Here is a 24,204-nt window from a genome sequence, read left to right on the forward strand (position 1 = left end):
CGGATATCCCGATGCCCTATGACTTCCTGTCCGACCTGCTGGTAATCGAGGTAGCCCAGTTCGGGCCGGATTCGCTCGGCGGCTATCTCGCCGATCTCGGCGCGCGGGTGATCAAGGTGGAGCCGCCGGTGACGGGCGATCCACTGCGCTACTCCGGTCCGCTCGGCGCGGGCGGGGCGGATGGCTTCAGCTACATGCATCTGCGCTGGAACCGGGGGAAGGAGAGCCTGGAACTCGATCTGCAGAGCGAGGAAGGTTGTGCGGCCTTCCGCACGCTCGCGCAAAAGGCCGACGTGGTGATAGAGGGGATGCGAGCCGGCGTGCTCGATCGGCTCGGTCTGGGCTTCGAGGATTTGCGACGCGATAATCCGCGCCTCGTCTTCTGCTCGATCTCGGGCATGGGCCGCTCCGGCCCCTATAAGACGATGGCCTCGCACGGCTGGTCGTTTGATGCGATTGGCGGAATCGGCCAGCCGGCGGGCGATGCGATCGGCAAATATGACGGGCAGCAGTCTGCGCCGGTCGGGATGCATGCCATGGGCCTGCACGGCGCGCTCGGCGTGGTCGCGGCGGTGCACGGGGCACGACGGACGAGCGAGGGTGCGCTGATCGAGATCGCGGCGGTGGAATCGGCGGCGCACTGGCTGCCGGACGTGCTCGAGCCGCTGCTCAACCCGGAGGCCACCGTCTCGCGACCCGGATATCTCGATGCCAAGGGGCGGATGCGCTTCTGGGCGCGGATGGATAATTACCGCGCGCGGGACGGCAAGCTGATCTTCCTCCAGTCGCTGACCGACAAGTCCTGGCAGGCGCTGCTCAAGGCGATCGAGCGGCCCGATCTGCAGGCGATCTACGATCGCGAACCGCAGAACGGCATGGAGGATAGCGAGGTCGCCGCCGCGCTGACCGCGATCTTCGCGACCCGTGATCGTGCCGACTGGCTGGAGCGCTTCGCTGAAGTCAATGCGGCGGCCGTGCCGGTCAACAGCCTCGCGGAGGTGGTCACCGATCCGCACATCGTCGCGCGGGGCAACACCTACGACGTGGCGCTGCCGGACGGGCCGAGCCTTACCCTGATGGGCTCGCCGATCCGGATCGAGGGGCAGACCTTCTCCGCCGCGTTGGCTCCGACGCTCGGCCAGCATAGCGAGAGCATCCGCGCAGAGTTCGGGCTGGAATAGTCGACCCTAAATCGGCTCGATCCGCACCGGAATGCCGGACAGACGCGGCATGGCGTTGATCGATTCGATAGCCCGATCGCGCGAGACCAAGCGGGTGGTGGAGGCGCCGTCGCACTCCGGATCGCCGCGATCGGGCAGGCCGCCCCAGCCGTGCGACATCGAGATCACGCCCGGCCGCACCGCCGGATCGGCGCGCAACTCCGTCTCGATCGCATCGTGCCCGGCGACGATCCGCGCGCGGTCGCCGTCATGGAGGCCGAGTGCGGCGATGTCGGCGCCATTGAGCCATGCGGGATTGCGCGGGAAGCGGCGGCGGGTCGGCGCGAGCTCGCGCCCGAAGCTGTTCATCGTCTCGCGCTCGCGGCGGCAGACGAGCAGGTGGGTGGCGCCCTCGTCCGGCTGGGCCTCCGCCAACAGCGCGGCGATCTCGGCGAGCACATCGGCGGGCGCCAGATCGAGCCGGCCGGCCTTGCCCGGGCGGGGTGGCTGGACCAGCGGCGCCTCGCGATCGAACACCGCGCCGGAGGGCGAGGCCTTCACCGCCTCGTAGGGAATCGCCGATCCAGCGACGAGCCGCTCCAGCAGCGCGTCATTGTCCGGCACGGTGGACATGTCGAGCGGGCCGCCGAGCTCCAGCGCCAGCCCAAGCCTTTGGGCGAGCGCGAAATAGACCAGCCAGTCGTCCACCACATCGCTGTCCTCCGGCGGATCTACCAGAGCGGGCGTATATTGCGCGAAGGGCAGCTCGAAGCCCAGGCTTTCGAGGAAATGGGTGTGGTCCGGCCGCTCGAACGGCTGTTTCACCGCGAAGACGATGTCGGCAAGCTGCGCCGTCTCGGACCATACCACGTCGCTCGTCACCAGCAGGTCGAGCGCGCCGAGCGCCTTCACCGCATGGCGCTGGTCGGGCAGTGCATTGGCCGGATTGGAGCCGACGCAAAACAGGGCACGGATGCCGCCCGGCCCGTCGTGGAGGATTTCGTCGGCCAAAGTCGCGGTCATCATCTGGCCGAACATCGTGCCGATGCCGGTGACGCCTTTATGGCCCGTTTCCCACGTCCGCTTCGGCCCGCGGGCCTCGGCGCGGACCGGGCGATCGGGATGGAGGACCGGCAGGCGCGGGACCGGTTCGCCCGCTCGGCAGAAGCGCCCGCAGACGACGTTGAGCGCCTCGATCAGATGCTCGGCGAGGTTGGAATGCGCGGCCATGTTGGGCCCGGTGCCGCCGCCCGCGCAGCCGCGCCGCCCGTCGCGCGCGAACATCTCCGCCGCACGACGCAGCTGGCCGGGCGGGAGATCGGCGCGCTGTTCCACCATCGCCTCGGTGAAGGGCGCGACGGCGGCGGCCAGCGCCTCCAGCCCGTCGGCATAGTCCGCGCAGAAACTGGCGTCGTGCCATCCTTCGGACAGCACGATGTTGAGGATGGCGGCGAAGATCGCCGCGTCGTGGCCGGGCAGCGGCTGCAGGAAGAGATCGGCATGCTCGGCGGTCTGAGTGCGCACCGGATCGATTACGATCAGCGTCAGCCCTTCGCGCCGCGCCTCCTTGATGATCTTGACGGGATCGTAGGCCGGCAGATTGCCCGACCAGCCCGACATCGAGACCATCGGGTTGACCCCGCACAGCATCCAGACGTCGGCGCCCTTGAGCGGCTGGCGACCGGCGAGATAGATGCCCATCCGCCCGATCGTCACCCACTTGGCCGACTGGTCGATCGTCATCGAGGAGAAGAGGGAGGGCGATCCCAGCGCGCGCAGGAAATCGATCGCGAGCGGGCGGTAGATCGAGTTGCACGTGGCCTGGGTGCCGACATAGGCGGCCACCGCGCCCGGCCCGTGGCGCGCGACGATCGGGCGCAGGCGATCGGAGACGAGGTCGATCGCGTCGTCGAAGCCGATCCGCTGGTGGGTGCCGTCGGCACGCTTGCGCTGATGGTGGAGGAGGCGCTTCGGCCCATAATGCAGCTCCGGCGAAGCGAGACCCTTGCTGCAGGCGAATCCCCGGCTCAGCGCGTTGTCGCGATCACCGCGCACCTTGACGACGCGCCCGTCCTCGATCGTGGCGACCAGCCCGCACATGCCCTGGCAGATGCGGCAGAAGGTGCGCGCCTCGTGTGCCAAGGCGCGGCCCTCAGCTGCCGCCGTCGACCCGCAGGATCGAGCCGGTGGTGAAGCTCGACGCGGGGCTGGCGAGGTAGAGCGCGGCGGTGACGATCTCGTGCGGTCGGCCGGGGCGTTTGGCGGCGTTCGGCGCGGTCTCGCGCGCTTCCTCGGTCCAGGCCTTCGATATATCGGTGAGGAAAGGCCCGGGGGCGATCGCGTTGACCCGCACCTTGGGCGCATATTCGTGCGCCAGGCTGATCGTCAGCGCGTTGAGCGCGGCCTTGGCGGCGCCGTAGACTACCGCTTCGGGGAAGGGCATCAGCGAAGCGACCGACGAGATGTTGACGATCGCGCCGCCATCGCCCTGCGCCATGCGGTGCGCCACCTCGGCGGCGAGGCGGAACGGGCCTTTGAAGTTCAGCCCGGCGACACTGTCGAACTGCGCCTCGGTCACCTCGTGGCTGCGCGCGGCAGGGCCGGAGCCGGCGTTGCTGATCAGGATGTCGACCCGCCCGAACGCGGCATAAGCCTGATGAACCAACGTATCGATCTCGTCCCACTGCCCGCAATGTGCGGTGATGGCATGAGCGCGACGGCCGAGCTTGCGCACCTCGTCCGCCGTCGCCTCGCAGGCATCCAGCTTGCGGCTGGCGACGATCACGTCCGCGCCGCGCTCGGCGAAGGCGCGCGCCATCTCCAGCCCTAGCCCCCGGCTGCCGCCGGTGACCAACGCGATCCGGCCGCTCAGATCGAACAGCGGATCGCGCAGGTCCTTCACAATCAGACGCGCTCGATGATGATCGCCGGCGCCATGCCGCCCGCCGCGCACATGGTAACGAGGCCATAGCGGCCGCCGGTGCGCTCCAGCTCGTCGAGCACGGTGCCGATCAGGATCGCGCCGGTGGCACCGATCGGATGGCCGAGCGCGATCGATCCGCCGTTGACGTTCACCTTCTCGCGATCGAGATCGAGATCGCGGATGAACTTCTCGGTGACGACGGCGAATGCTTCGTTGATCTCCCAGAGATCGATGTCGTCCTTGGTGAGCCCGGCCTTCTTGAGCACCTTCTTCGCGGCCGGCACCGGCGCGTTGAGCATCAGCGTGGGATCGTCGCCGACGTTGGCAGTGGCGACGATGCGCGCGCGGGGCTTGAGCCCGTGCTTGTCGGCATAATCCTTCGATGCGATCAGCACCGCAGCCGCGCCGTCGACAACGCCCGACGAATTGCCGGCATGGTGGACATGCTTGATCTCCAGATCGGGATAGCGCTCCTTGATCAGACCGACAAAGGTCGTGCCCTTGTCGTCGAGCGCGACGTTGCCGATGCCCTCGAACGATGGCTTCAGCGCGGCGAGACCTTCGGCGGTGGTCTGCGGGCGGGGGAACTCCTCGCGATCGAGGATGACCTTGCCGTCGTCGTCCAGCACCGGCACCACGCTCTTGTCGAAGCGCCCCTCGGCGATCGCGCGGGCGGCGCGCTGCTGGCTGACGAGGCCGAGCGCGTCGAGATCCTCGCGGCTAATCCCCTCGATCGTGGCGATCGCGTCGCCGCACACACCCTGGTGGGACTGCGGATGGCTGTGGCGCAACCGCTCGTTGCCCGATCCCATCCCGAGCTGAGCGATGCCGGCGGCGGTTTCCTCCTGCGCCATGGTGGCGGTGAGCGACATCATCTCGGTGCCGCCGGCGACGATCAGATCCTCCATGCCGGACATCACCTGCGCGGCGGCGAGGCTGACGGTGGTGATACCGCCGCCGCAGAAGCGGTCGAGTGTCATGCCCGAGGCGGTGATGTCATAGCCCGCATCGAGCGCGGCCATGCGACCGAGATCGCCGCCCTGCTTGCCTTTCTGCGTGGAGGTCGACCAGATGACGTCGTCCACCTCGGTGGTGTCGAGGTTGTTGCGGTCCTTGATCGCCTTCAGCACGGTTGCCGCGAGATGCTGCGGGTGCAAGTGGGCGAGCGCCCCTTTGCCAACCTTGCCGATGCCACGGGGAGTGCGGACGGCATCGATGATATACGCTTCGGACATTGCAGGGCCTCCAGAGATTCGTTTCGCCATGGCATGAAATACGAATTTTGCAAACGGGATTAATCGCGTAACTAACATGGTGACGCTGCGGTGCAGCGACAAGGGTGGAGTTGGGGGCGGCGTATCTCTATGGCGATGGTGTGAACGATTCTTTCTCCTCTCGGCTCGACGAGCCCGCGGCAAGGGGGCTTGCGCTCTCGGGTGTGCCCCTGCCCGTCTTTTCCGCGCCGCCGCACGATCCGATGGGCCATGCGCCAGAACGTCGGGCACGCTCCGTCCGGCGAACGATGACGCTTGATGCGATCTGGCTGGAAGGGGAGGATGGCCCGGCATCGTTCGCGGGTGATGCGCGCGACATCTGGACGGCGGCAGATGGTGCGGCGCCCACCACGCTCCGAGAGGCGCATATCGACGTGGTGGCCCGCCAGCGGGTGATCGAGCGGATATCGGGCGTGCCGGATCGAGCAGAGTTCGCGGCGTTGGCCGGAGCACGGGCCGGAGGTCATCTGCGCCAGGCGGTCGATGCGGCATTCCATGCCGAAAGGATGGCGGGCGCCCCGCTCTACTTGCTGCTCGACGATCTCGCCGGGGCGACGCTGGTCTGCAATTGGGCTTGGTCGGTGTGGAGGCCCGATTGGCAGGTCGCCGCGACGCGCGAGGCGCGCCGGGCGCATATGCAGCGCATGGAGGGAGTCTGCATCGGCTTTCGACCCGGTTCCAGCGCGCTACAGTTGCAGGGCGAGAACGACATGCGCCAAAATCGCACGCGCGTAGTGCCTCTTGCCCGCCGCGACGATCCGGAGGGCTGGCATGCTCTCGTCGAGCGGGCGCCGATGAACTTCCGCCGCGCCCGGCGGCTCGACGTGTGGCGGGAAGAAGGCTTGATCCGGGTCGACGCGGCTTTCCAGGATTCGTCGAGCGCGCCGGACGGCGGCGATCGCGTCGCCATCCACGAATACCGTCTTCGCGCGACGGCCGATGCAGGCGAGGGGCGTCTGCTGGCGATCGACATCAAGCCGGGCACGTTGCCCTACAAGGAATGCCCGGCGGCTATGGCCAATGTCGGCGAATTGATTGACGTGCCGCTCGCCAACCTGCGCGTGGTCGTGCTGGAGCGGCTGCGGCGGACGGCCGGCTGCACGCATCTCAACGATATGCTGCGCGCGCTGGCAGAGGTGCCCGCGCTGGCAACGGATATCCCATAATCGATCGATTAAAATTTTTCCTCCCGGCCATTGTCGGAATTCGCGTTAGCCGCTAGCGCGGACCCGAACAGATCGGGAGCATGATCGTGGCAGACGCTTTCATCGTATCGGCCGTCCGTACCGCGGGCGGGCGTCGCAACGGCCGGTTGGCGGGCTGGCATCCCGTCGATCTCGGCGCGAAAGTCATCGATGCCGCGTTAGCACGCGCCGGAGTGCCGGGGGATGCGATCGACGACGTGATCATCGGCTGCGTGACGCAGGCGGGTGAGCAGTCGATGCATGTCGGCCGCCACTGCGTGCTCGCCTCCGGCCTGCCGCAGAGCGTGCCGGCGGTGACGATCGACCGCCAGTGCGGCTCCTCGCAGCAGGCGATCCAGTTCGCCGCGACGGCGGTGATGTCGGGCGTGCAGGACATCGTGATCGCCGGCGGCACCGAGAGCATGACGCGCGTGCCGATGGGCTCCGCGATGCGCTCGCCCGAAGGTTCGGACCCGCTGCCGGCGTCGATCAAGGACAAATACGGCGTGCAGGCGTTCAGTCAGTTCCGCGGCGCAGAGATGATCGCGAAGAAGTGGGGCTTTAGCCGCGACATGCTCGACGCCTACGGATTGGAGAGCCAGCTGCGCGCCCAGAGGGCGACCGAGGCGGGCGCGTTCGACAAGGAGATCCTGCCGCTTACGATCCGCACGGCTGGCGGTGAGGAGCAGCACGTCGTCGACGAGGGCATTCGCTGGGATGCCTCGATCGAGGCCATGCAGGGCGTGAAGCTGCTGGTCGAGGGCGGTGTGATCACGGCGGCCACTTCCAGCCAGATCACCGATGGCGCTTCCGCCGTGATCATCGCCTCGGAGAAGGCGGTGAAGGAGCATGGCCTCACCCCGCTCGCCCGCATCGTCAGTATGACGGTGACCGCCGGCGATCCGGTGGTCATGTTGGAAGAGCCGCTCTACGCCACCGAGAAGGCGTTGAAGCGGGCGGGAATGACGCTGTCGGACATCGATCTCTACGAGGTGAACGAAGCTTTCGCGCCGATCCCGATGGCATGGGCGAAGTATCTCGATGCCGATCCGGCGAAGCTCAACGTCAACGGCGGTGCGATCGCGCTCGGCCACCCGCTCGGCGCGACCGGCACCAAGCTGATGACCACCCTGATCCATGGGCTGAAGGCGCGCGGCGGCAAATACGGCCTGCAGACGATGTGTGAGGGCGGCGGCATCGCCAACGTGACGATCATCGAGGCCCTGTGAGCCTGACCGCATGAACGAGGCGGCGCGGGCTATCGCGCGGGACGAGGATGAGGCGCCAGCCGGCTTCAGGCCGCTGGCGCTGCTCGACGGCTTCGTCAGCCGCAACGGGCCGATCTACGCGCGGCGCGAGAGCGAGGGCGCGGTGTTCGGTTTTCGAGTGCAGCAACGGCATTGCAACCCGATGGGCATCTGCCACGGCGGCTGGCTCGCTACCGTCGCAGATCTCGTCCTGCCGCTCAGCGTCCGGCTCGGCGGGCTGGAGGAGCAATATCTGCTGACCGTCCACCTGGGTATCGACTATCTCGCGCCGGTTCCGCTCGGCGCGTGGGTCGAAGGGCGCGCACGGGTGCTCCGGCGCACGAAGCGGATGATCTTCGCGGACGGCATTCTGGACGTGGACGGCGAACCGGTGCTGCGCGCATCGGGCGTGTTCCGCCTCGGCCCGCCGGCGCCGCGTATCGCAATCGGATAGAAGAGGAGGACAGGATGTCGGACGGCGTGACCATCACCTTCGAGATGATCCTGAAGCCGGGCATGGGCGACGTCGTCGTCGAACGCTTGCCCGCCATGCTCGACGAGACAGAGCAGCGGCCTGGCTATCGCGACATTCGCGTCGTCCGTCACAAGGACAATCCCGATCGCATCCTGCTGATCGAGACATGGGACAGCGAGGGGCATTATCGGGACTATCTCGCGTGGCGCGCCTCGCGCGGCGAGACGATGGAGGCGATCCTGGAAGCGCCGCCAGTGATGAACGTCTGGCCGACGATGGTGGTCAGGCGCTGACGCCGCGGAAACGGTTTGCGATGCCGCGCGTGAAATAGGCTGAGACCTGCGGGGCGCACAGCGACTCGTAGGTCCAGCCGCCGGCGAGGAACAGGGATCGCTCGAAATCCGGATCGGTCATCAGCGCGAGCTCGCCGCCGGCGGTCCGGAAGCTTCGGCCATTGAACGCGTCGGCGGCGTCCGAGCAGAGCCAGACGACGATGTTGGCGACATGGCCGGGATCGAGGTCGGTTGCCGGCGCGTCCTGCACGGACTGGATCATGTCGCGCACCAGGAACTGGTTCCAGGCGCAGGGGAAGCCGTGCTCCTCCTCCGCCTCGCGGGCGAGCTCGGCGGCGCGCGGGTCGGCGCGCATCCGGGAGACGGCGCCGGGGCGAATCGCGTTGCAGCGGATGCCGTGCGGCCCGAGATCGCGCGCCACGCTTCGGGTGAAGCCGATCACGCCCTCCTTAGCGGCCGCGTAGATCGCATTGCCGTACATGCCGAGCCCGGCGGTGGACGCGGTATTGACGATCACGCCGGACGCTTGCGCCATCATCGGCTTCGCGACAGCGCGGGTCATCAGGAAGGTGCCGCGCAGGTGAACCGCGATCAGGCTGTCGAAATCCTCGTCGCTTGCCTCCCAGATGAGCGCCATGCGCTGGTTGCCGGCATTGTTGACGAGGATGTCGACCCGGCCGAACGCATCGAGCGCAGTGGCGACGATCGCCTCGGCACCCTCGCTGGTGGCGACGCTGTCGGTGCTGGCCACAGCCTCGCCGCCGCGCTCGCGGATCTCTCGCGCGACGATCTCGGCGAGTGTGGTGTCGGCGCCGGAACCGTCCGGTGCCGAGCCGTTGTCGTTGACGATCACCTTCGCGCCCGCATCAGCCAGCGCCAGCGCGTGCGATCGGCCGAGCGATACCGGTTGTCCCGCGCCGGTGACGATCGCGATGCGCCCCTCGAGCGGCCTCACGCGATTGCCCGGCGCAGCGATTCCAGCCGGTCGCGCTTGAAATCCTCGCCGATCCGCGCGGTGCCGATGTCGAAGCCGTGGAAGGCGCGCGGATAGACCATCAGTTGGGTCGGCACGCCGGCCGCGATCAGACGGCGGGCATAGTCGATATTCTCGAACACCAGCATGTCGAGCGCGCCGACGCCGATGAAGGTCGGTGGCAGGCCGGTGAGGTCGGTCGCCCGCGCGGCGGACGCGTAGGGGGAAACGTCCGGCCCGCAGGCATCCTGGCCGAGCAGGCTCTTCCAGCCGAAGCCGTTGCTCTCGTAGGTCCAGCCGATGTGGCCGGTGACGGGATCGGGCGTCGCGTTCGCACTGCGGTCGTCAAGCATCGGATAGACCAGCGACACGAAGGCGATCGGGATCTCGCCCCGGTCACGCGCCAGTAGCGCCAGCGCGGCTGCCAGCGCACCGCCCGCGCTGACGCCCTCCACGGCGATGCGGGTGGCGTCGAAACCGAGCTCGCCGGCCGCGCCGTGCAGCCATTTCAGCGCCGCATAGCAATCCTCGACGGGGCCGGGATGCGGCGTTTCGGGCGCCAGACGATATTCGACCGACATCACGGTGCAGCCGAGCGCCGCCGCCTCGACCCGGTTCCAGCCTTCCGTGTTGGCCGCCGCGCCGCCGATGAAGCCGCCGCCATGGATGTGCAGGATCGCGCCCGCGCCCGGCACCGGCTTCTCCGGGCGATAGAGGATGACCGGCACCTCCGGATCGCCATCGCGGCCTGGAACCTGACGCTCTTCGCGGCTGATGCCATCGCCGGTGGGGCGCTGGTACTTCGCCCACATCGCGCGCATCATCGCGCGATCTTCCTCCAGCGTGGCGCCGGAGAAGGATCGCTTGGGCATCATCTCCGCCAGTTCCAGCAGTTCGGGATCGACCTCTCCGCCCGTCATTATTCCCTCCCTCAGGCCGCCATCTTCGAACGTTCCTCACCGAGGATGTCGGTGATCGCCGGCAGCACGTGACGCGCGAACAATTCCGCCCCGCGCAGAACGTCGTCCTGCGGCACGCCGCCGGCGCTGAACTGGAAATTCGGCGTATAGGGGCCGGTGATCGCGATCCGCTCGCGGAAGCGCCGGATGATCTCCTCGGGCGTCCCCCACAATTGGGTCGGCACATAGGCATCGATCGCGCCCTGACGACTGGCGCGGATCGCGTCGGCCGCCGCGGCATAGGCGGTATAGCCCTTGGTGCCCGCGAAATGGTCGCCGGCCATGTCGTAATGATCGACCACCATCGAAAAGGCTTCGCCGACATATTTGTAGGCGCCTTCGCGCGCCTTCTCGGAATCGGTGTGGACGTAGGTCACGTCGGTGAGCACCGGCCACGGCGCCTCCTCGTGGTGGAACTCGCGATAGTGGCCGCGATAATTGTTCAGCGAGGCTGCCAGCTTCTCGGTGTCCGCCGTCACATAGCTCATCATGGCGCCGCCGAGACGCGCGGCGGTGAACTGGGATTCGGCCGATGTCGCGGCGACGGTATGCAGGCGATCGCGGAAGCCGCGGATCGGGCCGGGCCGCAGCTTGACGCGCGGCTGCTTGTAGAAGGTGCCGTTGCCCTCCGCATAGCCGGTCTCGATCGCGTTGACGACGAGGTCGGCCGCTTCGTCGAAGCGCTCTCGCGCCTCGCTCATCGGGATGCGGAAATTGTCGTACTCGATCCGCGCGAGGCCGCGGCCGAGCGCGAGCAGCACGCGGCCTTCCGAAAGGTGATCGAGCAGGATGATCTTCTCGGCGACGCGCAGCGGATCGTTCCAAGGGAGGATCGCGGCCCCGATGCCCAGCTTGATCCGCTTCGTCCTGCCGGCGAACCAGGCGAGCTCGACGAAATTGTCCGGTGACATCGAATAATTGTCGAAATGATGCTCGACGATCCAGATCCGGCCGAAGCCCATCTCCTCGGCGGCGACGCCGAACTCCATATCCTCCCGGAATGCGGCCTGATCGGATTGCTTGTCGTTCTGGTTCTGGAACATCAGAAGGATGCCGACGTCGTTGTCCACGGTTGATCTCCTCTCGAAAGGGTGTGTCAGTCGCCGATATTGCTGAGCCACCAGCTGTCGTGCGGCAGGCCGAGCGAGATGGCGGCTGGTGGAATGGCGGCGAATTGCGCGGATTCGAGAATGCCCTGGCCGTCGCGCCCGTCGCATTGGAAGCGTGCCGGCGCGTGGGTGACGAACTTGCCGTGCCCCATCGGCCAGGTGCTGGACGGGCCGAAGGTTTCACCGGTGATGGCGAAGACGCGGCCATGCTCGTCGACAAGTCGCGCGTCGCAGCCGGCGGGGCTGACCCAATCCTCGCGGAAATGGTAGCCAAGCGCGCTCTCGCTCTCCAGCCGGCCGAGCTTTCCGTCGGCGAAGACGTAGCCGACCACGGCGCGGGTGGAGCCCGTGCTGATCGGGATCGCCATCGCATAGAAATCGTCACCGAACACGCAGAAGAAGGAACGCGATGCGGGCAGGTGCTGACGCCGCACGCCCCAGCTGTGATCGCTGAATCCTCCGGCGCGTATCGCGATTTCTCTGCCCTTCCAGCGGAGCGTTCCGGTCGCCTCGCCCATGGCGTTGTAATGGCCCTTGGCGAGAGTGGCGCCGCCGGCGTTGAAGCTCATCGTCAGCGGATGGCGGAAGTTGCGCCATTCGAGACGGAGCACGCAGTCTTCTATGTCGAGCGCGAGCGCGTAGCGCATCAGCGGCTCGATGGTGGCGACGGAAGCCCCGCCGATCGCGCATTCGGTCATGTCGCCGGGCGGGAGCGGCTGGTCGATCAGCATCCGGCGGTCGAGGACGTCGTCGCCCAGCGTCGTCCAGGTGTAGAGGTTGGCCGCGCCCCGATTGTAGTGCGCGCCGAAACGCAGCCAGCAGCCGAAGCCGACCTCGGCATCCGCGAAGGTGAAGAGCGCGCTTTCCTGCCACCATGTGTCCGCGACCGGCGGGTGGTTGGCATTATCGGAGAGAGAGGGCGGCGGACCGAAATCGGCGGAGGCGACCTGTTCGAGCTGGAGCGGGCCGGTCATGCCGCCTCCAGTCCGCGCGGGGGCAGGGTGCCGGTGTCGCGGCCCTGCGCGCGGGTGAGTGCCGCCTCCAGCCAGGCGACGGTCTTGGCGATGCGATTGGTGGAGGGGGTGCGGTCGTTATGGCGGCGCACAATGTTGGCGATCGTGCAGCGGAGCATCACCGCAACGATGAAGATGTCGAGTTTGGCGGCCTCGATCGCCACGCCGGAATGGCGCTGATAGGCGTCGAACCAGGGGCGGACGTCGCTGTCGAAGCCGAGCATCGCGACGCGGAACCACACCCAGGCGAGATCGTCGTGCGGATCCCCCGCATGCGCCATTTCCCAGTCGATGAAACCGGTGAGGCGGCCGTCGGCATGGATGAAGTTGGTCGGCCCGGCATCGCCCTGCAGCATGGCAGGCGGAGTCTCCTGCGGGGACCAGGCGGATCGCAGCCATGCGAACGCCGCCTCGACCGGTGGCTCGCGATAGCCAGTAAGGCGATAGGCGTCCTCGTGATCGTCGAGGTTGGCCAATGTCGCTTCGGCCCGGGTGTTCGCCACCGGCCACGGCAGGTCGAGCGTCCGGGGATCGCATGCATGGAGCGCGGCGAGCCGGCGGGCGAAATCGTCGATCGTCGCGAGACGCGACGCGCCATCCGCGAAGGTAAAGTTGGCGCGGCCGGGCAGGCAATCGCTGATCATCGCGTCGCCGGCCGGCGATACGGCATGGACGCGCGGCACGGGCTGGCTTGCCGCGCGGAGAGCGCGCAGCGTCGCCGCCTCTCGCGACAGGCTGAAGCGCGTGCCGAAGAACGGGCCGAGGCCGCTTTCCTGATGGAGCACGAATGGCCAGGTTTTGGCCGCGCCCTCGACTTCGAAGGACCAGATGGTGCGTGAGCTGCCGCCGGCCAGCCGGCTCGCATGGCGCACGCAACCGCCTGCAGAGCGCGCGAAGTCGTGCGCGAAAGCGGGGGTGTCGTCCTGCCCTCGGAGATTGAGCGCCGCGCTCATGGCACGCCGCCGGTGACGGGGATGGTCGTGCCGGTGATCATCGCGGCTTGGGGCGAGAAGAGGAACAAGGCGGTCGCCGCGATCTCCTCGGGCTCGCAGGCGCGGCGGATGAACTGGCTCTCCGCCACGATCCGCGACACGTCGGCGTCGGTGAGATGCTGCTTTACCAGTGGCGTGCGGGTCAGCCCCGGCGCGATCGCGTTGACGCGGATGCCGTCGTCGGCATGGGCCTTGGCGGCGTAGCGGGTGAGGTGGATCACCCCGGCCTTGGCGGAGGCGTAGGCCGGTGAGGCGTCGGTCATCGGGCTGACGCCCGCCATCGACGCCATGTTGACGATGGCGCCGCCGCCGCTCGCCTCGATCAGCGGGATCTCGTGCTTCATCGCCAGCCAGGTGGCGGTGAGGTTGCGGGCGATGATGTCGTCCCACCTCGCCTTTTCTGTGGTGACGATCGTCTTCCCCGTCTCGCCGCCGCCGATATTGTTGAGCGCGAGGTGGAGACCGCCGAAGCGGCCGGCAGCTTCCTGCAGCGCCGCCGCGATCGCGTCCTCGTCCGCCGCATCGACGGCAATCGCGATCGCCTCCCCGCCCTGCGCCCCGATCAGTGAGACGGTTTCCGCGCCACCTGCGGTCGATATATCAGCCACGGCGACGCGCGCGCCGGCCTTGGCCAGCATCAGCGCGGTCGCGCGCCCGATGCCGGAGCCGCCGCCGGTCAGGAACGCGATCTTTCCATCCAGCGGGCGGGCCGTCACGGGCCTCTCTCCTCTCCGTTTCAATCGAACGGCTAAACCTAATCAATCTAGGTTGTCAACGCGCATCGAAAGGATTTAAGTGATCGTATAAGAAGGGCGAGCCGTTTCCGCGCGCACCCCTGAAGAGCGGAGGAGAGGATGGCCCGTATCCTGATCGCGCTGGCAGCGCTCGGCATCGTGCTGGGCGGTTGCTCAAAAGGCGAATCGCCACCCGCGAAACAGCCGGCCGCCTCCTGGGCGGAGGACGCGAAGGACGGTGATTCGAACTGGCCCGAATATGGCCGCACCTCGGATGCCAACCATTACAGCCCGCTCGCCCAGATCAACGAAGGCAATGTCGGCAAGCTCAAGCTTGCCTGGTCCTACGACGTCGACGATCTCGGCAGCATGTACACCGCGCCGATCGAGGTCGACGGGAAGCTCTTCTTCTCCGAAGGGCTGAGCAAGATCCACGCGCTCGACGCGCGCACCGGCAAGCTCCTGTGGAAATATGACGCCGAGGTAGGCAAGGTCGCCGGCATGAAGCTGCGCTGGGGCTGGGGCTCGCGCGGCATCGCGTACTGGGGCGGCAAGATCTTCGCCGGAACGCTGGATGGCCGGCTGATCGCGCTCGATGCGAACGATGGCCATATCGTCTGGTCTGTGCAGACCACGGAGGGGCCGAATGACGGCCGCTACATCACCGGCGCGCCCTTCGTGTACAACGGCAAGGTCGTGATCGGCCACGGCGGCGCCGATTTCTCGACGGTGCGCGGCTACGTCACCGCCTATGACGCGAATGACGGCCACCAGATCTGGCGCTTCTGGACGGTGCCCGGAGACCCCGCCAAGGGCTTCGAGAACGACGCGATGAAGATGGCCGCAAAGACGTGGACCGGCCAGTGGTGGAAATATGGTGGCGGCGGCACCGCATGGAACGCCATGGCCTACGACCGGCGCTTCAACCGACTCTACATCGGCACCGGCAACGGCGATCCGTGGAACGCGAAGATCCGCAGCCCCGGCGGCGGCGACAACCTCTTCCTCTCCTCGATCGTCGCGGTGGACGCCGATACCGGCAAATATGTCTGGCATTACCAGATGGATCCAGGCGAGAGCTGGGACTACAATGCAAGCATGGACATCGAGCTGACCGACATGATGGTCGGCGGCAGGACGCGCCCGGTGCTGATGCAGGCGCCCAAGGACGGCTATTTCTATGTCATCGACCGCGAGACCGGAAAGCTGCTCTCGGCCAAGCCTTTTTCGGCGGTGAACTGGTCGGCGGGTACCGATCCGAAGACCGGGCGCCCGATCGTCAAGCCGGAGGCCTATTATGGTGGCGACAAGCCCTTCTTCGGGATGCCGGGGCCGGCGGGCGGACACAACGCGCAGACCATGTCCTACAATCCGGTCACCAAGTTGGTTTACATTCCGGCGCAGGACATCGGCTTCTATTACACCGATCAGGGCATAGACCTGAAGAGCTGGGCGCCCGTGCAGGGGCGCGGTTTCAACAACGGCATCACCACGCAGAACCCGCCCCGCGGATCGCCGCCCCCCAAGGCCTATCTGTTGGCTTGGGACCCGGCGGCACAGAAGCGAGTCTGGTCGGTGCCGATCCCGGTGCTGCCGGGCGGCGGGGTCACCAGCACGGCCGGCGGCCTCGTCCTCCACGGCGACGTGACCGGCAAGTTCAACATCCTCTCGGCCCGCACCGGCAAGACGATCTGGTCGTTCGATGCGCAGTCCGGCATCTCCTCGCAGCCGATCAGCTACGCGCTCGACGGCAAGCAGTATATCACTATCCTGTCGGGGTACCGGGGCATCATCGCGCCGACTCAGTGGGACTATCGCACGCAGAAGCGGCGGGTGCTGACCTTCGTGCTGGACGGCCAGGCCAGCCTGCCGCCCGCGCCGCCGCCCGCGCCCAAGGCCTATCACGACGAGCCGGGTACGCCGATCGACCAAGCCAAGGCCAAGGCGGGCTCGCAACTGTTCGTGCAGTATCAATGCTCCAACTGCCACGGCAACGACATGGGCGCGGGCGGCATGGCGCCGGATCTGCGCGAATCCGCGGTGCCGTGGTCGGCCGACAGCTTCCACCAGGTGGTGAGCGAGGGGATCATGCAGGATCAGGGCATGCCGCGCTGGGGCGAGCTGTCGTCCGAGCAACTCGATCTGCTGCGCAACTACATCATGGCCGGCGCGCGCGCCGCCAAGCAGGGCAAGCCCAATCCCTATCCCACGCCCCCCATCCATCAATGAGCGGAGACCTGCCCATGGCATTCGACCAGATCGTGACCCTGATGGTGAAGCCCGGCGAAGGCGCCGCGTTCGAGGCGGCGTTCGCCGCGCTCGCGACGAAGGTCGGCGCGTCGGAGCCCGACACGCTCGACTACCGGCTGTTCCGGGTGGAGGGCGAGGCGGATGCCTATCGCGTCGTCGAATCCTACGCTTCCCGCGACGCGCTGGCGCAGCACATGAAGAATCCGGAAACGCGCGAGCACATGGCGGCGCTCGGCCCCTTCCTGGCGGGGGCTCCGGCGACGAGCATCCTCACCCTCTGTGCATCGGCCCGTTGATCCGCCCTTGCCGATTTTAGCCGACTGATTAAAGTAGTGCCTCGGCTGCGGCCGGCGGGCGAAGAGCGGAGGACGGGATGCACTACGAAACGCTGCTGGTCGAGCGCCGCGACGCGATCGACATCCTCACGCTCAATCGCCCTGACTCGCTCAACGCACTCTCACAGAAGATGGTGATCGAGCTCGCCGACTATGTCTCCGGGCTGAAGCAGCGGACCGATGTGCGGGTGGTTGTCCTGCGCGGTGCCGGACGCGCTTTCTGCGCGGGCCTCGACATCAAGGAGGCGCGCATCCCCACCAACGAGACCCGGCTGCAGCGCGGCTGGCGCGTGCAGGTGGCGCTGGGCGACGTGCTGAAGGCGATGCGATCGCTGCCGCAGCCGTTCGTGGCACTCGGCCACGGATCGGCCTGCGGCGGCGGCTTCTCGCTGATGCTCGCCTCCGACGTGCGCATCGGCGCGCCGACGCTGCGCATGAACGCGGCCTATATCAAGATCGGGCTGGGCGGCGCGGACATCGGCTCCAGCTACTTCCTGCCGCGCCTGGTCGGCGCCAGCCTCGCCGCCGAACTGCTGCTCACCGGCCGCTTCATCCATGCCGAGCGGGCGCTGAGCCTAGGCCTGGTCAGCGACGTGGTGGAGGAGGACGCATTGCTCGACGCCGGCCTGTCGATGGCGGCCGAGATGGTGGCGAACGCGCCGATGGGCCTCGCGCTCACCAAGCAGGCGCTCAACATGAACATCGACGCCCCCTCGATCGACCACGCCTTCGCGATCGAGGACCGTCAGCAGGTGATGCTGAGCGAATCCGAGGATCATCGCGAGGCGATGACCGCCTTCATCGAGAAGCGTTTGCCGGTCTATACCGGCCGCTGATCTATCCGGAGTATCCAATGCTCGACACCGCCGCCCGTACTGCTTTCGACGATGATCACGCCATGTTCCGCGAGAGCGTGCGCAAGATGTTCGAGCGCGAGCTGATCCCCAATCTCGATCGCTACGAGGAGGAGGGGATCGTCGATCGCGCCTTTTGGAAGGCGTGCGGCGAAGCGGGGATGCTCTGCCCGACCGTCGACGAGAAATATGGCGGGCTGGGCCTCGATTTCGCTTACAACGCCGTCATCGACGAGGAGCTGGCCTATGCCGGCTCGTCCGCCGGCATTACGCTACAGAGCGACATCGTCGCCGATTATATCGAGAATTACGGGTCGGAGGAGCAAAAGCTCAAATATCTGCCCGGCATGGTCTCGGGCGACGTGATCACCGCGATCGCGATGACGGAGCCGGGCACCGGGTCCGATCTGCAGGGCGTGCGCACCACCGCGAAGCGCGACGGCAACCATTATGTGATCAACGGCTCCAAGACCTACATCACCAACGGCCAGAATGCCGATCTCGTCATAGTCGTCGCCAAGACCGACCCGACGCTGGGCGCCAAGGGCATCTCGCTGATCCTGGTCGATGCCGACACCGCCGGCTTCAAGCGCGGCCGCAACCTCGACAAGGTGGGAATGCATTCCGCCGACACCTCCGAATTGTTCTTCGAGGACGTACGGGTGCCGATCACCCAGTGCCTCGGCGAGGAGGGCAAGGGCTTCGTCTATCTGATGAGCCAGCTGCCGCAGGAGAGGCTGTCGATCTCGATCTCCGCCCATGCCGCCGCGCAGCGGGCGTTCGACGAGGCGGTGAAGTTCACCAAGGAGCGCATGGCGTTCGGCCAGCCGGTGTTCGAGTTCCAGAACACCAAGTTCAGCCTCGCCGACATGAAGGGCCAGTTGCAGGTCGGCTGGGCGCATCTCGACTGGGCGATCAAGCGCCACGTCGCCGGCGAGCTCACCACGGCGGAGGCCTCCGCGGCGAAACAGTGGCACACCGACATGCAGGGCCGGATCTGCGACATGGCGCTGCAGCTCCATGGCGGCGCCGGCTACATGAACGAATATCTCGTCGCCCGGCTGTGGCGCGACGCGCGGGTGACGCGCATCTTCGGCGGCACCAACGAGATCATGAAGGAGGTCGTCAGCCGCTCGCTCTGATCAATCGGGCGGTTAAGGCGGCGCTTGTCGGCCTCACCTAATTGCATTAGGTTGCCGGCTGGAGAGGACAGGAGGGTAAGACCATGCAGACGACCCCGACCGCCGAAAATCTGACAACCAAGCGCATCATCTCGGCCGACTCGCACGTCACCGAGCCGCCGTCGGTCTATCGCGATCGCGTGGCGCAGCGTTTCAGGGATCGCGCGCCACGCCTGGTGCAGGGCGATGGCGGTGGCGAGATGATCGTCATCGAGGGCATGGCCGATCCCTTTCCGATCACGCTGGCGTCCGGCGCCGGCTATCGCGGGCAGGCGCTCGCCGATCGCGCCAACGTGAAGCTGGAAGAATGCTATTCGGGCGGCTGGGAGCCCAAGCAGCGGCTGCGCGATCAGGATCGCGACGGCATCGGCGGCGAGGTGATCTACCCCAGCCTCGGCATGTATCTGTGCAACCATCCCGACGCCGAATATCGGACAGCTATGTTCGGCGCCTATAACGAATGGATGGCCGAATATTGCGAGACCGCGCCCGATCGCCTGATCGGCCTTGGCCAGACGGCGATGACCTCGGTCGAGCAGGGTATCAAGGATCTCGAGCGGATCAAGGCGATGGGTCTGCGCGGCGTGATGATGCCCGGTTATCCGGTGGTCGAGGATTATGACAGCCCGCTCTACGATCCCTTCTGGGAGGCGGCGGTGGCACTCGACCTGCCGCTCAGCTTCCACATCCTCACCTACAAGGACGGGATCGGCAAGGCGCGCGGGCCGAAGGTCAACGCGTTCATGAGCATTATCCGCGGCAATCAGGACATCATCGGCATGATGATCTTCGCCGGGGTGTTCGAGCGGCATCCGGGCCTCAAGCTGGTCTGCGCCGAGGCCGATGCCGGCTGGGTGCCGCATTTCATGTATCGGATGGATCACGCGCTGGAACGCAATCCGTGGACCGCCGGCAAGTCGGTGCTGGCGCGCAGCCCCAGCCATTATTTCCGCGAGAACATCTACCTGACCTTCCAGGACGACATCATCGCGCTGAAGCTCAAGGATTTCTTCAATCGCGAGCGGATGATGTGGGCGAGCGACTTCCCGCACCTCGATTCCACCTATCCGGATTCGATGGCGCTGCTCGCCGAGCAGACCCAGGGCCTGAACGCCCAGGAGCGCGACTGGCTGCTCCACGACAATGTCGCCTCGCTCTACGGGCTGAACTGAGCGCGGCGCGACGCCAAGAGGAACCCCGATGAACGCGACGGCTGCGACCTTGCCGAAAGTGCCCGCCCACGTGCCGGCCGATCTCGTCCACGCATTCGACATCTACGACGATCCCGGCATCCGCCGCGATCTCCACCGCGAATATGCCCGAATCCTCGACGAGGCGCCGGGTATCTTCTACGTGCCGAACAATGGCGGGCACTGGATGGTGACCCGCTATGACACGATCTCGGCGGTGGTGATGGACACCGAGCATTTCTCCACCGAGCATTCGCAGATCCCGCCGATCCCGAACCCTCCGCGCTTCATCCCGCTGAACTACGATCCGCCCGAGAACATGCCCTATCGCAAGCTGCTCATGCCCTTCTTCTCGCCCAAGGCGGTGAAGGCGCTGGACGAGCAGATCGTGTTCCACGCCAACCGCATCGTCGATGCGGTGAAGGACAAGGGCCGCTGCGAGTTCGTGCAGGAGGTGGCGGCGCCGTTTCCCGTCACCGTTTTCATGATCCTGATGGGCCTGCCGCTCGATCGCTTCGACGATTTCCGCAAGCTGGTCGACGATTTCTTCAACCTGCAGGGCGATCCCCGGCTGGAAGGCGTCACAGCGACGATCAACGCCGAGCTGACGGCGATCATCGAGGATCGGCGGGCCGATCCGCAGGAGGATCTCACCAGCTTCCTCGTCCATGCCGACATGGAGGGGCGCAAGCTCACCATGCCCGAGTTGCTCAATATGTGCTTCCTGCTACTGCTCGGCGGGCTGGACACGGTCACCAACATGCTGACCTTCACCACCCACCGCCTCGCCGAGGAGCCGGCGCTGCAGGAGCGGCTGATCGCCGATCCGTCGCGGATGGCCGATCTTGTGGAGGAGGGGCTGCGGCTGTTCGGCGTCGTCAACGTGCCGCGCGTGGTGAAGAAGGATGTCGATCTGCTCGGCGCGCCCTTCCGGGTGGGCGACATGGTGCTGTGCACGCTACCTCTGGCCGGCTGGGACGACAGCAAGAACGACCATCCGGCGAAATTCGACATCGATCGCAAGGACAAGAAGCACCTGACCTTCTCGACCGGCGCGCATCTCTGCCTCGGTCATTTCCTGGCGCGGACCGAGTTGCGCACCATGTATGGCGTGTGGATGGGGAAGATCGGCCGCTTCCGCCTCGCCGAGCAGCCCGCCTTCCACTATCGTGCCGGCACCGTGATGGCGCTCGACAGCCTCGTGCTGGAGTGGGACGTCAAGGGCTGACGCGGAGGCTCTCGATAGAAAAAGGGCGGCGCGGGATGCTCCCCGCGCCGCCCTTTTTGTTGAGCCTCGCCGATGGAGCGGCGAGGCCGCTCCGTTAGAACTTGACCGAGAGTTCCAGGAACACCTCGCGCGGATTCTCGACATAGACGTCGAGGTCCGAAGCGACACCGGCGGCAGTGCCCGTGCCGGTGCCGCCCGCGAAGGGGATGTCGTTGGAGGTGGTGACGACCAGCTTGTTGGTCAGGTTGCGGCCGATCACCGACAGCGTCCAGCGGTTGTTCGGGGCGACCAGCGCTAGCGAGGCGTCGATCTTGGTATAGGCCTTCTGCACCGCGAACGGCTCCAGCGCATCGGAGTAATTGTAGCGCGAGGTATAGCTCACGTCGCTGTTGAGCACGGCGCGCATGCCGGAAGCCGAGACCGGCACTTCGAGGGTCGCCCCCAGCCGGCCGGCGAAATGCGGCGCCTTGGGTGCGGTACGGCCGCCGTAATTTTGCTGAGTATAGGCGACCGCGTTGGGATCCGTCGCCGTAGGGGCGGCGATGGGAGCGAGATTACATCCCTCCGCGATCGTCTGTCCCGAGAAGCACTGGCCGATATAATCGTGGAACTTGGCCTGGTTGTAGGCACCGGCACCTCGGAAGCTGAGGCCGCGCACACCGGGCACCCGATAGTTGAACTCCGCCTCGACACCGCGCGTCACCAGCTTGCCGGCATTGCCGGAGACCTCGCCGGTCGTGGTGGGATCGAAGAACTGAACCTGCAGATCCTTGTAGGTATAGTTGTAGGCGGTGAGGTTGAAGCTCAACCGACGATCGAGCAGCAGGGTGCGCAGGCCGACCTCCTCGCCGCGCGCCTTCTCCGATCCGAAGCGGCCGGTGCCGTCGTCGACGCCGGGGGTCAGCGTCTGCGAGATGTTGAAGCCGCCCGCCTTGAAGCCCTGTTTGTACGAAGCATAGAGCGTGGTGTCGGTGCTCGGCTTCCACCGCAGCGTGGCTTCGGGCGAGAGATTGTGGTCGCGATAGCGATCGTCGATGCGGATGTCGCCGGGGAAGGCGGCCGCGAACGCTGCGTTGGCGGGCAGCGACTGCTGGTACGAATCGCGCGATTCCAAGCTGTAGCGCGCCCCGCCCGACAGCTCGACCTGCTGCCCGAGTTTCAGCGTGCCTTGGGCGAAGCCGGAGAGCGAATCGCTGCTGAAGCCATCGTTGCGCTTGAACGACACATAGGTGTTGGTCGTGGGATCGAGCGGCACCGGCGCGATATAGGCGTCGGTGTTGAAGGTGAAGTCGCCATGTGCATAGTACATGCCGAACATCAGGTTGAACGGCCCGTCGAACTTCGACTGGAGGCGGACTTCCTCCGAATATTGCTTGAAGTCGGTCAGTTCGGAGAAGCCGGCCGGATAGGCCTCGCCCGACACGTTGTTCAGGTCGGTCTGCCTGAAGTGGTAGAAGCCCGAGATCGTGGTGAGATCGAACGGATCGCTGGTGATGTTGCCGGTGAGGATGGCATATTCGGACTTGAAGTCGCCATACATGTGGCCGTCGCGGGCATAGCGATAGTTGGCATCGGCGACCTGGGTCGGGATCGCCGACTGGTCGGAGCGGCCATTGACCTTGCAGTCCGCGTTCGGGCTGGCCGGCAGGCCGGAGGCGGGGAAGGGTGCGGTACGGCCGGGCGGGCAGAGCCGCTCGATGATGTCGGTGCCGCCGCCGTCCTGCACGCTCGAATAGCCGGCTTTCAGGGTGAAGCGGGCGTTGGGCGAGGGTTCCCACACGACCGTGCCGCGCACCGCGCCGTCCTCGCCGAAGCCACGTCGATCCGAATTGCGGACGCGCTCCTGGCCGGGAATGTAATTGGTATAGGTGTCGGCTGCGGTATTGGTGAAGGCGCCGTCGCTCTTCGAATAGCGGCCGGCGATGCGGACCTTCAGCGTGTCGCTGATCGGGCCGGAGACGTAGCCTTCGACATAGCGCTGGCGAGCGTAGAATTCGTAGCCGCCCTTGATCCCGGCCTCGAACTTGTCGGTCGGGTTGTTGCTGGTGATGCTGATCAGGCCGCCGGTGGTGTTCTTGCCGAAATAGAGCGCCTGCGGGCCCTTCAGCACCTCGACCTGCTGGACGTCGAACTGCGGCAGGCTGATCTCGCGGCCGCGGCTCATCGCCAGGCCATCGATGACGAAGGACACCGACTGGTCGAAGCCGGCGCTCAGCGCGGTCGATCCGACGCCGCGCAGGAAGATGCTGGCCGACGAGCCCGACGAGGCCTTGCCGGCGATCAGCGAGGGCACCTGCGTGCCGAGATCGGAGACGGAGGTGACGGCATATTGGTTGAGCTTGGCGCCGCTGACCGCGGTAATCGCAACCGGCGTGTCGATCAGGCGCTCGTCGTGGCGGCGTGCCGTCACGATGATGTCGTCGCCTGGCGGGAGCGCGGCCTTGGCCGACGTGGGCGCTGGCGTGGTTTGAGCCCACGCCGGCATTGCGGTGGTGGACAAGGCGACGAGTAAGAAACCAGACGCACGAATCATGCCAATCACTCCCCAACACGCCGTCTCTGCGGCAGAATCAATTCAACGATTGATTAAATTGAACTTCGTCTCTCACCGCTTGCTCGGCTTGTGTCAAGGCGAGTCACGTCGGGAACCGGCTCATTTCCGCGTTTTTTTCGGGATGTGTCGAGAATTGCCGTGATCGGGGACGCCAAAAACCCTCACTTCGCAAGGTGGAGGCACCGCCCGCAAGGCGTCGGAGGTGGCGGGTGGCGATGCAGCCTCGAAAGGCCTCCTCCGTCAGACCAGCCGCCCGACATCGCCTGGCGGGAGGGT

21 protein-coding genes are annotated in these 24,204 nt (G+C 66.5%); 11 read left to right on the plus strand and 10 right to left on the minus strand.

What is annotated here, in order from left to right:
- Positions 1–11 precede the first annotated feature (11 nt).
- Entirely contained in the window at positions 12–1,181 is a 1,170-nt protein-coding gene (locus HZF05_RS06615) for a CaiB/BaiF CoA transferase family protein (protein WP_160363570.1), read from the plus strand.
- Between the two features lie 6 nt (positions 1,182–1,187).
- On the opposite strand, the gene HZF05_RS06620 is transcribed toward HZF05_RS06615, so the two are convergent.
- From HZF05_RS06620 to HZF05_RS06630, 3 genes are read right to left on the minus strand one after another with little or no spacing between them, the layout of a single operon-like run.
- Positions 1,188–3,302, minus strand: a complete 2,115-nt coding sequence (locus tag HZF05_RS06620) for a molybdopterin-containing oxidoreductase family protein (protein WP_160363571.1) — start codon at positions 3,300–3,302, stop codon at positions 1,188–1,190.
- A gap of 10 nt (positions 3,303–3,312) precedes the next feature.
- Complete coding sequence (locus tag HZF05_RS06625; protein WP_343046843.1) at positions 3,313–4,062, minus strand: SDR family NAD(P)-dependent oxidoreductase; 750 nt, start codon at positions 4,060–4,062, stop codon at positions 3,313–3,315.
- A gap of 2 nt (positions 4,063–4,064) precedes the next feature.
- A complete protein-coding gene (locus HZF05_RS06630) occupies positions 4,065–5,318 on the minus strand; it encodes an acetyl-CoA C-acetyltransferase (protein WP_160363572.1) in 1,254 nt (417 codons plus the stop codon).
- Positions 5,319–5,605: 287 nt separating this feature from the next.
- Between HZF05_RS06630 and HZF05_RS06635 the strand changes: the two genes are divergently transcribed.
- The 4 genes from HZF05_RS06635 (at position 5,606) to HZF05_RS06650 (ending at position 8,556) form a co-directional block, all read left to right on the plus strand.
- Positions 5,606–6,523, plus strand: a complete 918-nt coding sequence (locus HZF05_RS06635) for a DUF2889 domain-containing protein (protein WP_160363573.1) — start codon at positions 5,606–5,608, stop codon at positions 6,521–6,523.
- An 86-nt stretch (positions 6,524–6,609) separates the two neighbouring features.
- Entirely contained in the window at positions 6,610–7,770 is a 1,161-nt protein-coding gene (locus HZF05_RS06640) for an acetyl-CoA C-acetyltransferase (RefSeq protein WP_160363574.1), read from the plus strand.
- A 10-nt stretch (positions 7,771–7,780) separates the two neighbouring features.
- Entirely contained in the window at positions 7,781–8,242 is a 462-nt protein-coding gene (locus HZF05_RS06645) for a PaaI family thioesterase (protein ID WP_160363575.1), read from the plus strand.
- A 14-nt stretch (positions 8,243–8,256) separates the two neighbouring features.
- A complete protein-coding gene (locus HZF05_RS06650) occupies positions 8,257–8,556 on the plus strand; it encodes a putative quinol monooxygenase (protein WP_160363576.1) in 300 nt (99 codons plus the stop codon).
- Here HZF05_RS06650 and HZF05_RS06655 read toward each other — a convergent pair.
- Genes HZF05_RS06655 through HZF05_RS06680 form a run of 6 tightly spaced genes read right to left on the minus strand, consistent with a single transcriptional unit; the run spans position 8,546 to position 14,318 of the window.
- Complete coding sequence (locus HZF05_RS06655; protein ID WP_160363577.1) at positions 8,546–9,511, minus strand: SDR family NAD(P)-dependent oxidoreductase; 966 nt, start codon at positions 9,509–9,511, stop codon at positions 8,546–8,548. The two genes, HZF05_RS06650 and HZF05_RS06655, sit on opposite strands and share 11 nt — an antisense overlap.
- Complete coding sequence (locus HZF05_RS06660; protein WP_160363578.1) at positions 9,508–10,449, minus strand: alpha/beta hydrolase; 942 nt, start codon at positions 10,447–10,449, stop codon at positions 9,508–9,510. The genes HZF05_RS06655 and HZF05_RS06660 overlap by 4 nt, the downstream gene beginning before the upstream one ends.
- 11 nt (positions 10,450–10,460) lie before the next feature.
- Positions 10,461–11,558, minus strand: coding sequence for an LLM class flavin-dependent oxidoreductase (locus HZF05_RS06665; protein WP_160363579.1), 1,098 nt, complete (start codon positions 11,556–11,558; stop codon positions 10,461–10,463).
- 26 nt (positions 11,559–11,584) lie between these two features.
- A complete protein-coding gene (locus HZF05_RS06670) occupies positions 11,585–12,571 on the minus strand; it encodes a DUF7064 domain-containing protein (RefSeq protein WP_160363580.1) in 987 nt (328 codons plus the stop codon).
- A complete protein-coding gene (locus HZF05_RS06675; RefSeq protein ID WP_160363581.1) occupies positions 12,568–13,563 on the minus strand; it encodes a phosphotransferase in 996 nt (331 codons plus the stop codon). Before HZF05_RS06675 ends, HZF05_RS06670 begins: the two co-directional genes overlap by 4 nt.
- Positions 13,560–14,318 (minus strand): SDR family oxidoreductase, encoded by a 759-nt coding sequence (locus HZF05_RS06680; protein WP_160363582.1) that lies wholly within the window; start codon positions 14,316–14,318, stop codon positions 13,560–13,562. The genes HZF05_RS06675 and HZF05_RS06680 overlap by 4 nt, the downstream gene beginning before the upstream one ends.
- 138 nt (positions 14,319–14,456) lie before the next feature.
- Here HZF05_RS06680 and HZF05_RS06685 point away from each other — a divergent pair, with 138 nt between their 5' ends.
- From HZF05_RS06685 to HZF05_RS06710, 6 genes are all read left to right on the plus strand, one after another.
- Positions 14,457–16,565, plus strand: coding sequence for a PQQ-dependent dehydrogenase, methanol/ethanol family (locus HZF05_RS06685; protein ID WP_160363583.1), 2,109 nt, complete (start codon positions 14,457–14,459; stop codon positions 16,563–16,565).
- Between the two features lie 14 nt (positions 16,566–16,579).
- Positions 16,580–16,882, plus strand: coding sequence for a putative quinol monooxygenase (locus tag HZF05_RS06690; protein ID WP_160363584.1), 303 nt, complete (start codon positions 16,580–16,582; stop codon positions 16,880–16,882).
- A 77-nt stretch (positions 16,883–16,959) separates the two neighbouring features.
- Positions 16,960–17,757: an enoyl-CoA hydratase/isomerase family protein gene (locus HZF05_RS06695; protein WP_160363585.1), complete on the plus strand. Its 798-nt coding sequence runs from the start codon at positions 16,960–16,962 to the stop codon at positions 17,755–17,757.
- 17 nt (positions 17,758–17,774) lie between these two features.
- A complete protein-coding gene (locus HZF05_RS06700) occupies positions 17,775–18,917 on the plus strand; it encodes an acyl-CoA dehydrogenase family protein (RefSeq protein ID WP_160363586.1) in 1,143 nt (380 codons plus the stop codon).
- 83 nt (positions 18,918–19,000) lie between these two features.
- Complete coding sequence (locus HZF05_RS06705) at positions 19,001–20,128, plus strand: amidohydrolase family protein (RefSeq protein WP_160363587.1); 1,128 nt, start codon at positions 19,001–19,003, stop codon at positions 20,126–20,128.
- A 28-nt stretch (positions 20,129–20,156) separates the two neighbouring features.
- Complete coding sequence (locus tag HZF05_RS06710; RefSeq protein ID WP_160363588.1) at positions 20,157–21,374, plus strand: cytochrome P450; 1,218 nt, start codon at positions 20,157–20,159, stop codon at positions 21,372–21,374.
- Between the two features lie 94 nt (positions 21,375–21,468).
- Here HZF05_RS06710 and HZF05_RS06715 read toward each other — a convergent pair whose 3' ends face one another.
- Positions 21,469–23,907: a TonB-dependent receptor gene (locus tag HZF05_RS06715; protein ID WP_160363589.1), complete on the minus strand. Its 2,439-nt coding sequence runs from the start codon at positions 23,905–23,907 to the stop codon at positions 21,469–21,471.
- Positions 23,908–24,204 lie beyond the last annotated feature (297 nt).

Source organism: Sphingomonas chungangi (assembly GCF_013778325.1).
GTDB classification, from domain to species: domain Bacteria; phylum Pseudomonadota; class Alphaproteobacteria; order Sphingomonadales; family Sphingomonadaceae; genus Solisphingomonas; species Solisphingomonas chungangi.